We start from the raw sequence: 13,336 nt of genomic DNA, 5'->3' as shown, positions 1-13,336 counted from the left end.
ACATATTCGGTCAACGGCTAGCTAAACAGCCGGTACGCACCGGACAACCCTAGCAGGCTGGGGACCAAACGGCACCCCGAGGCGGTAAACCAGCAGAAAATCCTTCGCGCTGGCAGAATCCACTTTTTGCACCCCGCACGTGCACTCGATCCTGGAGCCATCACCTTGAAAATGACCACCGCCCTTCTGATCGCCAACCCGTGTGATGAAGAAGAAGACAACATGGCCATGCTCTGCTGCCACAGCGCCCAGGGCGAAATGTTCCTCATGAGCCGTTATCCCGACGAGGACGAGCTGGAGATCGCGCTCGATGGCGAGCCTTCGACACTGGATGGTGTAAAGGTGACCCTCAGCCCGACCCTGCTGAAGATCGAGATCGCCGCGGCGCACGTCGATGCTCTCAATGGCGACGACGTGCTGGAAATCAGCCACTGCACCGATGCGGCGGATCTGGTGGAAGTGGAGTTGACCCTGCAGAACATTCTCCGGGGTACCGGGACCTACGTAAGACAGGACTGATTCCAGCGTTTCAATGGACGCTATCGTGAGCAAGCTCGCTCCCACAGGACTGGCGTCGTTCACCAACCTGTGCAAGTCACCATCGTGCAAGCGAGCTTGTTCGCGATAGCGGCGGCTCAGCTTGCAAGAGAGTGACCGTCACCTCAAAACCGCTCGCGACGTGGCAACCGTCGGTCGCTCTCGCATCGAGACGCCCTTGACGGGCGACTGTGTTCTGAGGTTTCCTGAAACCGGTTTCAGAACCGTTGAATAATTCCAATAAGCAGGTTTCCATCCGTGAATTCTTTCTCCGCCGCCCAGCGCAGCCGCGTCACCATGCTTGATGTGGCCGAACGCGCCGGGGTTTCCAAGGCCAGCGTCTCGCGGTTCATCGGCGAGGACCGCGCCCTGCTCTCCGAAGCCATCGCCCGGCGCATCGAGCAAGCGATCAGTGAACTGGGCTATCGCCCCAACCAGATGGCCCGCGGCCTCAAGCGCGGCCGTACTCGCCTGATCGGCATGCTGGTGGCCGATATCCGCAACCCTTATTCGATTGCCGTGATGCATGGTGTGGAAACCGCCTGCCGTCGCCATGGCTACAGCCTGGTGGTATGCAACACCGACCGGGACGACGAGCAGGAACGCCAGCACCTGGCGCTGTTGCGCGCCTACAACATCGAAGGCTTGATCGTAAACACCCTCGGCCATCACCGGGACGAACTGCTCGAACTGCGCAACGAGATGCCCCTGGCACTGGTGGACCGCAAGGTCGACAGGCTCGACAGCGACCTGGTGGGATTGGACAACCCCGCCGCCGTGACGATGGCCCTCGATCACCTTGAACAGCGAGGCTACCGTGACCTGCTGCTGGTAACCGAGCCGTTCGACGGGACCAGCTCGCGAATCGAGCGGGTCGAGAGCTTCAAGGCTGGCATCGAGCAGCGCCCCGCCCTCTGCGGCACCGTGGTGGAAATCTGCGATCAGTTGACCACGCGCATCGAGACCTTCCTGGCCCAGCCGGACCGGGGCCCCAAGGCGCTGTTCTGCGCCAATGGCATTGCAGCCTTGTCCGCCACCCGGGTGTTGCGTGAACTGGGCTGCGACCTGTTCGACGACGTGGGCCTGATCGCCCTCGACGACCTGGACTGGTATCCGTTGGTGGGCAGCGGCATCACGGCCCTCGCCCAACCCACTGCCGAGATCGGCGCCAGTGCATTCGAATGCCTGCTCAAGCGCTTGCGCGGCGACAGCGGGCCGGTGCGGACCCTGGATTTTGCGGCGCGGTTGATCGAGCGTGGGTCGACGCTTGGCAATGGTCGGTGATGGTGAGGGCGCTATCGCGAGCAAGCTCGCTCCCACACTGGATCTGTAGCGCATTGAAGACCCCTGTGGGAGCCAGCTTGCTCGCGATGAGGCCCTGAAGCTCCCCCTTTTTTTTGACCAGAACTGAAACCGGTTTCAGAGGTGTGACAACAATGAACAAGCCACCCGTTTCCATCAGCCTTTCCAGCTACGGCGCCGACCTGGTGCGGCAACATGGCCAAGGCAGTTTCATCGATCTGCTGACCGCCGCCGGCGCCTCGCGGGTCGAATGGCGCGAGGAACTGCTCACCACCGAACAGCCCGCCGAGCTGGCCACGAGCGCCCAGGCCAAAGGTTTGCAGAGCATTTTTTCGTCCCCCCTCGAGCTGTGGCTCGCGGGCCGGTCCAAACCCAATCCCGCCCTGGCGCCTACCTTGCAACGTGCCGAGGCGTTCGGCTCCACATGGCTGAAAGTCTCCCTCGGTCACTTCACCGATTCCCATGACCTGTCAGCCTTGGCGGATGTGCTCGCCGCAAGCCCGGTGCAATTGCTGGTGGAAAACGACCAGACCTTGCAGGGCGGGCGAATCGAACCGTTGCAACGGTTCTTCGCCGCAGCCGAGCAGCAAGCGTTGCCCATCGGCATGACCTTCGATATTGGCAACTGGCAATGGCAGGACCAATCGGCGGCCATGGCGGCCCGGCAGCTCGGCCGCTATGTGGCGTATGTGCACTGCAAGGCGGTGGCCCGACGCGCCGACGGCAAGCTGGTGGCCATGCCGCCGGCAGTGACGGACCTGCATGTGTGGGGACAACTGTTCAAACAGATGCCGGCCGGCGTGATGCGGGCCGTCGAATACCCACTGCAAGGCGAAGACCTGTTGCAGTTGACCAGGGAGCATGTGGCCGCCCTCGCCCAACTTGGGCAATCGAGCCGGGAGCCCGCCCATGTCTGAGCTCGATGTATTGTCGTTCGGCGAAACCATGGCGATGCTGGTGGCCGACCAGAACGGTGATCTGGCCTGCGTCAACCAGTTTCATAAACGCATCGCCGGGGCCGACAGCAACGTCGCCATCGGCTTGTCCCGGCTGGGCTTGCAGGTGGCATGGCTGAGCCGGGTCGGCGCCGACTCCCTGGGCCGTTTCGTGGTGCGGACGCTGGAGAACGAAGGCCTGGACTGCAGTCACGTGGCGGTGGATCCAGCGCACCCCACCGGATTCCAGTTCAAGTCCCGTACCGATGATGGCAGCGACCCGCAAGTCGAATACTTCCGACGCGGCTCAGCGGCCAGCCATCTGTCGGTGGCGTCCATCGTGCCGGCGCTGCTGCAAGCCCGTCACCTGCACGCCACCGGTATCGTGCCGGCGCTGTCGGCCACGGCTCGGCAGATGGCCTTCGAGTTGATGACCCGCATGCGCGAAGCCGGCCGTAGCCTGTCGTTCGATCCCAATCTGCGACCAGGCCTGTGGGCCAGCGAGTCGACGATGATCGGCGAAGTCAATCGCCTCGCCGCCCTCGCCCACTGGGTCTTGCCGGGACTCGGCGAAGGGCGGCTGCTGACCGGGTACGACGAGCCCGCCGACATCGCCGCGTTCTACCTGGACCAGGGCGCCGACGCCGTGGTGATCAAGCTCGGCGCGCAGGGTGCCTATTACCGCACGCCGCTTGAACAAGGCGTTGTGCCTGGCGTGCCGGTGGCGCGCGTGGTGGACACCGTGGGCGCCGGCGATGGATTTGCCGTTGGCCTGGTCAGTGCGTTGCTCGAAGGACGCGCCATCACCGAGGCCGTGCAGCGCGCCAACTGGATTGGCAGCCGCGCGGTACAGAGCCGTGGAGACATGGAGGGATTGCCGACTCGCATTGAGTTACTGGCTGAATTTGAAACCGCCTATCGCGAGCAAGCTCGCTCCCACATGGGATCGAGTTAACCCCTGTGGGAGCGAGCTTGCTCGCGATAGAGGCCACCGCAAAACACACCTGCTGCAAACAAAAACAACAAGCTCAGGAGTCAACGACATGCAAACGCTCAACCTCGCCACCCGCCGCTGGTGGTACATCATGCCCATTGTGTTCATCACCTACAGCCTGGCCTATCTGGATCGGGCCAACTACGGGTTCGCCGCCGCCTCGGGCATGGCCGAGGACCTGATGATCACACCGGGGTTGTCGTCCCTGCTGGGGGCCCTGTTTTTTCTCGGCTACTTTTTCTTCCAGGTACCGGGGGCGATCTACGCCCAGAAGCACAGCGTCAAGAAGCTGATCTTCGTCAGCCTGATACTCTGGGGCTCGCTGGCGACGCTGACCGGCGTCGTCTCCAATGCCTATTGGCTGATCGTGATCCGCTTCATGCTCGGCGTGGTCGAGGCCGCCGTGATGCCGGCCATGCTGGTTTACCTGTGCCATTGGTTCACCCGGGCCGAACGCTCGCGCGCCAACACCTTCCTGATCCTCGGCAACCCAGTGACGATGCTGTGGATGTCGGTGGTGTCCGGTTATCTGGTGCAGCAGTTCGACTGGCGCTGGATGTTCATCATCGAGGGCCTGCCGGCGGTGTTCTGGGCCTTTATCTGGTGGCGCCTGGCGGATGATCGTCCGTCCCAGGCCAAATGGCTCAACGCCCAGGAAAAACACGACCTGGAGAGCGCATTGGCAGCGGAACAGGTCGGCATCAAGGCGGTGAAGAACTACGCCGAGGCCTTCCGCTCGCCCAAGGTCATCATCCTGGCGCTGCAGTTCTTCTGCTGGAGCATCGGGGTCTATGGGTTCGTGCTGTGGCTGCCGTCGATCCTCAAGGCAGGCCAGCAAATGAGCATGGTGGAGGCCGGCTGGCTGTCGTCCTTGCCGTACCTGGCGGCGGTGGCCGGCATGCTCGTGGTGTCCTGGGCGTCGGACAAGGCCCAGAAACGCAAGCGTTTCGTCTGGCCGCCACTGCTGGTCGCCTCCATCGCGTTCTATGCCTCGTACCTGCTGGGGCCCGAGCATTTCTGGTGGTCCTACAGCCTGCTGGTGGTCGCCGGGGCCTGCATGTATGCGCCGTACGGGCCGTTTTTCGCCATCGTCCCGGAGATCCTTCCGGCCAATGTCGCAGGTGGCGCCATGGCGTTGATCAACAGCATGGGCGCCCTGGGCTCCTTCGGCGGCTCCTACCTGGTGGGTTACCTCAACGGTTCCACCGGTTCTCCAGGCATGTCGTTCCTGCTGATGAGCGGCGCACTGCTTCTGTCGGTGGTGCTGACCCTCGCCCTCAAGCCTGGCGCCAGCGACCGGGTCGAATCCAAGGCCGCCAAGCCACACCCGGCGACCGCCCACTCCTGAATCGAGACCGATCCCCATGAAAAAACACGTGGTGTTATACAAGGCCCTTTCCGAACAACTGATGGCCCGCCTGCAAGCCCTGGCCCAGGTGACCCTGGTCGAACGTCTCGATGCCCAGGGCCTGGCGCAACTGCGCGACGCCTTGCCTGGCGCCCATGGCCTGCTGGGGGCCAGCCTCCGGCTGGACGCCTCGCTGCTGGACCTGGCGCCAGACCTGCAAGCCATCGCCAGCGTCTCGGTGGGGGTCGACAACTACGACATCGACTACCTGACCGAACGCCGGATCCTGCTCACCAACACGCCCGACGTGCTGACCGAAACCACCGCAGACACGGGTTTCGCGCTGATCCTGGCCACCGCTCGCCGCGTGGTGGAGCTGGCCAACCTGGTCCGTGCCGGCGGCTGGCAACAGAGCATCGGCTCCAAGCATTTCGGCAGCGACGTCCATGGCAAGACCCTGGGTATCATCGGCATGGGTCGCATCGGTGAAGCCCTGGCCCAGCGCGGGCACTTCGGCTTCGGCATGCCGGTGATCTACCACAGCCACTCACCCAAGCCTGCGGTCGAGCAGCGTTTCAACGCGCGTTATTGCAGTCTCGACAGCCTGTTGCAGCAGGCGGACTTCATTTGCCTGACCTTGCCCTTGACCGCCGAGACCCACGGTCTGATCGACGCCCAGGCGTTTGCCCGGATGCGCCCCGAGAGTATTTTCATCAATATTTCCCGAGGCAAGGTGGTGGACGAAGCGGCGCTGATTGAAGCCCTGCGCAACAAACAGATCCGTGGCGCGGGGCTGGATGTCTTCGAGCGCGAGCCCTTGAATGCGGATTCGCCGCTGCTGCAGATGGACAACGTGGTGGCGACGCCACACATGGGCTCGGCCACCCACGAAACCCGGGAGGCGATGGCCCGCTGCGCGGTGGACAACCTGCTGGCGGCCCTGGCCGGTGAGCGGCCGGCCAACCTGGTCAACCCCGACGCCTGGAAAGGCTGAGTCGTCCTTCTTTTGTGGCGAGGGGATGGCGCTCCGCCAATCTTCCGTGAAAGCCAGCCTGATCGTGAGGGTGCGGCTCAGCTTGCTTCCATGCTGACGCTATGACCGTCATTGCGACCTGGTCCGACCTCACCTCTTGAATCCAAACCGATCACAAATCCGCACACCGGACAAAATCCCGTTAGTCGCCACCCCCCGCCATGCTTTAAAGTAACGCCCCCAGCCCCGACGTTATCCGAACGCCAGGGGCTTCCCTTTCCAGGAACAGTCATCGATGGAACATCGTGAAGCGCTGCTGGCGCTGCGAACCTTTCTTTCAACGCAGATTCTCGGCCAGGAAAAACTCATCGAGCGCCTGCTCATCGCCCTGCTCGCCGACGGCCACATGCTGGTGGAAGGCGCGCCGGGGTTGGCCAAGACCAAGGCCATCAAGGAGTTGGCCGAAGGTATCGAAGCGCAGTTCCATCGCATCCAGTTCACCCCCGACCTGCTGCCGGCCGACATCACCGGCACGGAAATCTACCGTCCGGAAACCGGCAGCTTCGTGTTCCAGCAGGGGCCGATCTTCCATAACCTGGTGCTGGCGGACGAAATCAACCGGGCCCCGGCCAAGGTCCAGTCGGCCCTGCTCGAAGCCATGGCCGAGCGGCAGGTCAGCGTCGGGCGCAGCACCTATGAGCTGTCGCCGCTGTTCCTGGTCATGGCCACGCAGAACCCGATCGAGCAGGAAGGCACCTACCCTCTGCCGGAGGCGCAGCTCGACCGGTTCCTGATGCACGTCAAGATCGGTTTCCCCGATGCCGCGGTAGAACGGCGCATTCTCCAGCAGGCCCGGGGCGAAGCCCTGCACGGCGAAACCACGCCCGAGCGCCGCGTGAGCCAGCAGGCGATTTTCTCCGCCCGCAAGGAAATCCTCGGGCTGTACATGGCCGATGCCGTGGAGGAATACCTGGTGCAACTGGTCATGGCCACCCGCAACCCGGCCAAGTTCGACCCGGAAATGGCCGAGTGGATCGCCTACGGCGCCAGCCCGCGGGGCTCCATCGCCCTGGACCGCTGCGCCCGAGCCCACGCCTGGCTGGCCGGACGCGATTTCGTCAGCCCCGAGGACATCCAGGCCGTGTTGTTCGACGTGTTGCGCCATCGCATCATTCTCTCGTTCGAAGCCGAAGCCGCGGGCATCGACCAGGACCGGGTCGTGCAGCGGATTCTCGACGTCGTCGCCGTCGCTTGAGCATGAGTCATGAATAGCCCACTGGCGCCCGCACCGGGCATCCGCGTCAGCCTGTCGGAGCTGATCGAGATGCGCCATCGCGTGCGCGAAGTGCAGTTGTTTTCCACGCCTGGCCAACGCAGCCCGCTGATCGGCCTGCACCACTCCAAGCTGCGTGGGCGCGGGGTGGATTTCGACCAGGTGCGGGTCTATCAGGCCGGCGACGACGTGCGCACCATCGACTGGCGCGTGACCGCTCGCACCCAGGAACCCCACACCAAGCTGTTCCACGAAGAGCGGGAGCGGCCGATCTTCATCATGATCGAGCAAAGCCATCGACTGTTCTTCGGCTCGGGGCTGACCTTCAAGTCGGTGCTCGCCGCCCAGGCCGCCAGCCTGTTCGGCTGGGCCGCGCTGGGGCACAACGACCGGGTCGGCGGCCTGGTGTTCGGCAACAATACCCATTACGAGGTCAAGCCCCGGCGCAGCAAACAGAGCCTGCTGCAACTGCTCAACCGCCTGGTGCGGGTCAACCAGTCGCTGCACACCGAGGGCGAGCCGGATCGCGACTCGTTCGGCATCGCCTTGCGTCGGGCCCGGGAAGTGCTGCGCCCCGGCAGCCTGGCGATCGTGATCTGCGACGAACGTGCGCTGTCCGACAGCGCCGAACAGCAACTGAGCCTGCTGTCGCGCCATTGCGATCTGCTGCTGCTGCCGCTGTCCGACCCATTGGATCATGCCCTGCCCGCGGCCGGTCTGTTGCGCTTTGCCCAGCGCGGCGCGCAGCTGGAGCTCGATACGCTCAACGTGGAGCTGCGCCAGGCCTATCGTGCCCAGGCCGAGGCACGCCTGGGGCGCTGGGAAATGCTGGCGCAGAAGCTGCGCATCCTGATGATGCCCCTCAGCACCCAGGGCGACATGGTCGAACAGTTGCGCGAATACCTGAATCCCGGACGACCGGGGAAAAAACGATGAGTAGCCTCGATCAATTGCAGCCACTGATAGCGCCACCGCCTATCGGTTTCTGGCCCCCCGCGCCAGGCTGGTGGCTGCTGCTGGTACTGTTGCCCCTGCTGGGCCTGGGCCTGTGGCAGTTGCGCCGCTTCATCCCGGCCAAGCGCAACACCGACCGCGCCGAGCAGCCCCTGGACCCGGTGCGCCTGGCCGCCCTGGCCGAACTCGCGCAACTGCCCAAGCCCTATGACGGCGCGCCGGCCGGTGCCTGGCTGCAACAGCTCAACGGGCTGCTCAAGCGCCTGTGCCGCAACCACTATCCCTACAGCCAGAGCCATACCCTCAACGGGCGCAAATGGCTGGCCTTCCTGGATAACCGCTGTCCGGCCGCCGGCCTGACCCGCTGGATGGTGCTGGTGGAAGGCGCCTACAAACCCGAATGCAAGCTGGACGACAAAGCCATCGCCGGCCTGACCCAGGCCGTCGAAATCTGGATTCGCAAGCATGTTTGAGTTCGCCTGGCCGTGGATCTTCGCCCTGTTGCCGCTGCCCTGGCTGATGCGCCTGGTGCTGCCGCCGGCCGACAGCGGCGAATCGGTGCTCAAGGTCAGCTTCCTGGAAGACCTCGAAGGCCTTGTCGGTCGTCGCGCCCGGGCCAGCCTGCCGAGCTGGCGCCAGCAGGCGCCCTTCATCCTGCTCTGGCTGCTCCTGCTGATCGCCGCCGCCCGCCCGCAGTGGCTGGGCGAGCCATTGCCGATTGCCGCCAGCGGTCGCGACCTGCTGGTGGCGGTGGATGTCTCCGGGTCCATGGATTTCCCCGACATGCGCTGGCAGGACGAGGAAGTCAGTCGCCTGGCACTGGTCCAGCACATGCTGGGGGACTTTCTCGAAAAACGCGAAGGCGACCGGGTCGGCCTGATCCTGTTCGCAAGCCAGGCCTATCTGCAGGCACCCTTGACCTTTGACCGCCACACCGTCCGGCGCTGGCTCGATGAGGCGCGCATCGGCATCGCCGGCAAGAACACCGCCATCGGCGACGCCATCGGCCTGGCCCTCAAGCGCCTGCGCCAGCGCCCGGCCCACAGCCGCGTGCTGATCCTGGTCACCGACGGTGCCAACAACGGTGGCGAAATCGACCCGTTGACCGCCGCCCGGCTGGCCGCCGACGAGGGCGTGAAAATCTACCCCATCGGCATCGGCGCCGACCCGGAGCAGAGCGGCACGGCGGGCTTTCTCGGCGTCAACCCGAGCCTGGACCTGGACGAACCGGCGCTCAAGGAGATCGCCCAGGCCACGGGTGGTCGGTATTTCCGGGCCCAGGACGGTGGGCAACTGCTCGAGATCAAGACCACCCTCGACCAACTCGAACCGGTGATTCAGCAGCCGACCCAGGCCCGCCCCGCCCAGGCGTTGTACCAGTGGCCCCTGGGCATAGCCTTGCTGCTGAGCATGCTGCTGGTGGTCCGTGAGCGCTGGCCGGACAACCCCTTGCAGCGTCTGTTCACCCAGCCGCTGTTCCAGCCGGCCCAACATGCCGAATGGCGTCAACGGCTCAAGCGCCTGCGCTTGCGGAGGCGCCGATGATCAGCCTGTGGCCGCACTGGTTGCGCCCCGCTTTCGTATTGGTGCTGCCCCTGCTGGGGTGGTTGCTCTGGCAGCTGTGGCATCGGCAGAAACGGGTGGGCCGCTGGCAGATGATCCTGCCGCCGGCCTTCCACGCGGTGTTGCTCAGCGGCGGCAGCGGTCGGGAAAGCCGCTTGCCCTGGATCGCCCTGGGCCTGGGCTGGCTGCTGATGGTCCTGGCGTTGCTCGGCCCCAGCTGGGCACGGGTCGAACAGACCAGCCAGAAGCCCGCCGACCCGCTGGTGGTCGTGCTGGAGCTGACCCCGGAAATGCTCGCCACCGACGTGCCGCCCACTCGCCTGGAGCAGGCCCGGCGCAAGCTGCTGGACCTGCTGCATAACCGCAGCGACGCCCAGACCGCGATAGTCGTCTACGCCGGCAGCGCCCACACCCTGGTGCCGCTGTCGGACGATCTGGCCACCAGCGCCAACCTGCTCGAAGCTCTGGCCCCTTCGATCATGCCGCAAGGGGGGCATCGAGCCGATCTGGCCATCAACAAGGCCATGGCCCTGCTGGACCAGGGCGGGCTCGGCCATGGGCGGATCCTGCTGATCGGTTCGTCCCTGAACGAGCAGGAACGCCAGGGTATCCGCCAGGTCCTGGACGGCTCCGCCACCCGCTTGCTGATGCTGGGCATCGGGACACGCGAAGGCGCGCCGGTGGCCCAGGGCGATGGCAGCTACCTCAAGGATGCACAAGGCGCGATCCTGGTGCCGCGCCTGGACAGCCCCAGCCTCAAGGCCTTCATCAACGAGTTGGACGGCCGTTACCGTCCCGCGCGCCTGGACGACAGCGACCTGCGAGGCCTTGGTTTGCTGGAAGGTCCACGGCATCTGCGCCAGGACGGCCAGACCCTGCGCCTGGACACCTGGGCCGACCAGGGTTACTGGCTGCTCCTGCCGCTGTTGCTGCTGGCCGCCTGTGCCGGACGCCGGGGCTGGCTGTTCTGCCTGCCGCTGCTGTTCGTGCTGCCGCAGACCGGGCATGCCTTCGAATTCGAGGACCTGTGGCTGCGTCCCGACCAGCAGGGCCAGCATCTGCTCAAGCAAAAGCGTCCGGCAGAGGCCGCCGCTCATTTCGAAGACAGCCAGTGGCAAGGCGTCGCCCTCTACGAGGCCGGGCAATACAGCGAAGCCGCCCGGCGCTTTGCCGAGGGCTCCGACGCCCGCGCCCATTACAATCGCGGCAATGCGCTGGCCAGGAGCGGCGAACTGGAAGCCGCGCTGGATGCTTATGAACAAGCCCTGGAACTGCAACCGGACCTGCGCCCCGCCCAGACCAACAAGGCTCTGGTGCAGAGCCTGTTGAAAGAACAGACAGTGCCCCCGGACGAACCCGAGCCTGCCGAGAGCGAGGCATCGAACCCCGCCGAACAATCGCCCGGCGCCGATACGCCGCCCCAGTCTTCACAGGCCCAATCGTCCTCCGCCGAGGCAACGACACCGCCGGAAGAAGCCCAGCCATCGCCGACGGCACCGGACGGCGCCCAGGACGTACCGGGAAGCGAGCTGCCCGACGAACAGACCACCACTCCGCCACTGCGCCCCGCCGCCGGACGCAACGAAGAAGAACAGCGCCAGGCACTGGAGCAATGGCTGCGCCAGATTCCGGACAATCCGGGCGAACTGCTGCGACGCAAATTCTGGTATGAACAACAAAGCCACCAGGCCCAGGGAAAAACCCCATGATCCGCTTCACCGCCCAGTTCCTTGTCTTGCTGCTCTGGATCGGCGCGGCCCAGGCCGCGCAGTTGACCGCCAGCGTCGACCGCAGCCGCCTGAACTCCGGGGAAACGGTGGAGCTGACCCTGGAGTCCAACGACGCCACGCTGTTCGGCAAGCCTGACCTGGGGCCGCTCCAGGCGCTGTTCGACGTGCGCGGCACCCGCCAGGTCAACCAACTGACGACCTTGGACGGCGAAAACCGCGCGACCACCCGCTGGATCGTGACGCTGCTGCCGCGCCAGAGTGGCACGGTGGTCATTCCTTCCCTGCAACTGGGGGAAGTGAGCAGCCAGCCGATCACCCTGCAAGTGATCGAAAGCGAAACCCGCAACGCCTCCGGCACCCTGGCACCGGTGTTCATCGAAGCCAGCCTCGACCAGAACCGCGTGTACGTGCAGGCCCAGGCGATCCTGACCTTGCGTATCTACCATTCGGTGTCGCTGTACGACGACAGCAGCCTGACGCCCCTGCACATCCCCGATGCCCGCACCGAGCAACTGGGCGAATCGCGCACCTATGAGAAAGTCATCAACGACGTGCGCCATGGCGTGATCGAGCTGCGTTACGGCATCTACCCCCAGCGCAGCGGCGAGCTGACGATACCGGCCCAGACATTCAGCGCGACCCTGGTCGAACCGGTGGCCCAGGGGGCCGCGCCATCGGGCCCCAAGCCCGGCCAGTTGATGCGGGTCAGCTCGACCCAACTGTCGTTGACCGTCGACCCCAAGCCCGCCAGCTACCCCCCCGACGTACCGTGGCTACCGGCCCGCAGCCTTTCCCTGAGCGAGAGCTGGAGCCCGGAACCGACCCACAGCCAGGTAGGCGATTCCCTGACCCGCAGCCTGACCCTCGAAGCCGAGGGCCTGGCCAGTTCCCAGTTGCCACCGCTGCCTGCCACGGAAATCAATGGCCTGCGCCGCTATCCCGACCAGCCGGTGCTCAGCAGCCGCAGCAGCGAACGGGGGCTGGTGGGCAGCCGCGAAGACCGCGAGGCGCTGGTGCCCAACCGCAGCGGCACCATCGAGTTGCCGCCGGTGGAAGTGGTCTGGTGGAACACCCTGGAAAACCACCTGGATCGCACCAGCCTTCCGGCGCGGACCCTGCAGGTGGCGAACAACCCCAGCCTGATGGTGGATACGCCGGCGGGCACGCCACAGGTGGTGACCACCGTCGACAGCGAAACCCTGTGGTACTGGCAGTTGAGCACTTTGCTCCTGGCCTGCACCACCCTGCTCGGCTTCGGCCTGTGGTGGCGGGCCCGTTCGCAGCCGGCGGTGCTTCGCGCCACCCAGGCCGGGCCGAGCCCTCGCACCCTGCTGGACGACCTCAAGCGCACCTGCCTGGCCAACGACCCCCACGCCACCCGCCAGGCCCTGGACGCCTGGGCCCGGCAGCAGCCGGAAACCCTGGCCGACATGGCGGCGCGCTTCGTACCGCTGTCCGATGCCCTCGACGGCCTCAATGGTGCGCTCTACAGCGAAACCGGCCAGCACTGGCAAGGCGAAGACCTGTGGCGCGCCATCCGCGCCATCCCGCCCACCGAAAACGCGCAAGATTCGGCCGGCGATTCAGGGTTGCCGCCGTTGTACCCTAAATAGCTCACGCATCCATACAGAGCAATCAAGCCAGGCACAGCACCTGTGGCGAGGGGATAAATCCCCTCGCCACGCAATTGGCTCCCGATTCGATCGGTACATCCAACGAAGTTGAGC

General features: G+C 65.2%; 12 protein-coding genes. All 12 read left to right on the top strand.

Going from position 1 to position 13,336, the window contains the following annotated elements; translation table 11 throughout:
• Positions 1 to 165 precede the first annotated feature (165 nt).
• Positions 166 to 519, top strand: coding sequence for a hypothetical protein (locus AC1M7R_RS22900; protein ID WP_072398930.1), 354 nt, complete (start codon positions 166 to 168; stop codon positions 517 to 519).
• A 276-nt stretch (positions 520 to 795) separates the two neighbouring features.
• Positions 796 to 1,821, top strand: a complete 1,026-nt coding sequence (locus AC1M7R_RS22895) for a LacI family DNA-binding transcriptional regulator (RefSeq protein ID WP_490609940.1) — start codon at positions 796 to 798, stop codon at positions 1,819 to 1,821.
• A 152-nt stretch (positions 1,822 to 1,973) separates the two neighbouring features.
• Positions 1,974 to 2,756, top strand: coding sequence for a sugar phosphate isomerase/epimerase family protein (locus tag AC1M7R_RS22890; RefSeq protein WP_315641510.1), 783 nt, complete (start codon positions 1,974 to 1,976; stop codon positions 2,754 to 2,756).
• The gene (locus tag AC1M7R_RS22885; protein WP_072398927.1) at positions 2,749 to 3,729 is read left to right on the top strand and encodes a sugar kinase; all 981 of its coding nucleotides are present in this window, start codon (positions 2,749 to 2,751) and stop codon (positions 3,727 to 3,729) included. Before AC1M7R_RS22890 ends, AC1M7R_RS22885 begins: the two co-directional genes overlap by 8 nt.
• An 88-nt stretch (positions 3,730 to 3,817) precedes the next feature.
• Positions 3,818 to 5,116: an MFS transporter gene (locus AC1M7R_RS22880; RefSeq protein ID WP_072398926.1), complete on the top strand. Its 1,299-nt coding sequence runs from the start codon at positions 3,818 to 3,820 to the stop codon at positions 5,114 to 5,116.
• Positions 5,117 to 5,132: 16 nt separating this feature from the next.
• The gene (locus AC1M7R_RS22875; RefSeq protein ID WP_490609939.1) at positions 5,133 to 6,110 is read left to right on the top strand and encodes a 2-hydroxyacid dehydrogenase; all 978 of its coding nucleotides are present in this window, start codon (positions 5,133 to 5,135) and stop codon (positions 6,108 to 6,110) included.
• 274 nt (positions 6,111 to 6,384) lie between these two features.
• Positions 6,385 to 7,344: an AAA family ATPase gene (locus AC1M7R_RS22870; protein ID WP_072398924.1), complete on the top strand. Its 960-nt coding sequence runs from the start codon at positions 6,385 to 6,387 to the stop codon at positions 7,342 to 7,344.
• 9 nt (positions 7,345 to 7,353) lie between these two features.
• Positions 7,354 to 8,298: a DUF58 domain-containing protein gene (locus tag AC1M7R_RS22865; RefSeq protein WP_072398923.1), complete on the top strand. Its 945-nt coding sequence runs from the start codon at positions 7,354 to 7,356 to the stop codon at positions 8,296 to 8,298.
• Positions 8,295 to 8,789 carry a DUF4381 domain-containing protein gene (locus tag AC1M7R_RS22860; RefSeq protein ID WP_072398922.1) on the top strand — a complete coding sequence of 165 codons (495 nt, stop codon included), beginning with the start codon at positions 8,295 to 8,297 and terminating at the stop codon, positions 8,787 to 8,789. Before AC1M7R_RS22865 ends, AC1M7R_RS22860 begins: the two co-directional genes overlap by 4 nt.
• Entirely contained in the window at positions 8,782 to 9,861 is a 1,080-nt protein-coding gene (locus AC1M7R_RS22855; protein ID WP_072430541.1) for a vWA domain-containing protein, read from the top strand. The genes AC1M7R_RS22860 and AC1M7R_RS22855 overlap by 8 nt, the downstream gene beginning before the upstream one ends.
• Complete coding sequence (locus tag AC1M7R_RS22850) at positions 9,858 to 11,588, top strand: tetratricopeptide repeat protein (protein WP_072430540.1); 1,731 nt, start codon at positions 9,858 to 9,860, stop codon at positions 11,586 to 11,588. The genes AC1M7R_RS22855 and AC1M7R_RS22850 overlap by 4 nt, the downstream gene beginning before the upstream one ends.
• Positions 11,585 to 13,222, top strand: a complete 1,638-nt coding sequence (locus AC1M7R_RS22845; protein WP_315641514.1) for a BatD family protein — start codon at positions 11,585 to 11,587, stop codon at positions 13,220 to 13,222. Before AC1M7R_RS22850 ends, AC1M7R_RS22845 begins: the two co-directional genes overlap by 4 nt.
• Positions 13,223 to 13,336 lie beyond the last annotated feature (114 nt).

The sequence above is a fragment of the Pseudomonas sp. MS01C9 genome, assembly GCF_058202755.1.
This window is presented reverse-complemented; position numbering and strand designations above follow the sequence as displayed.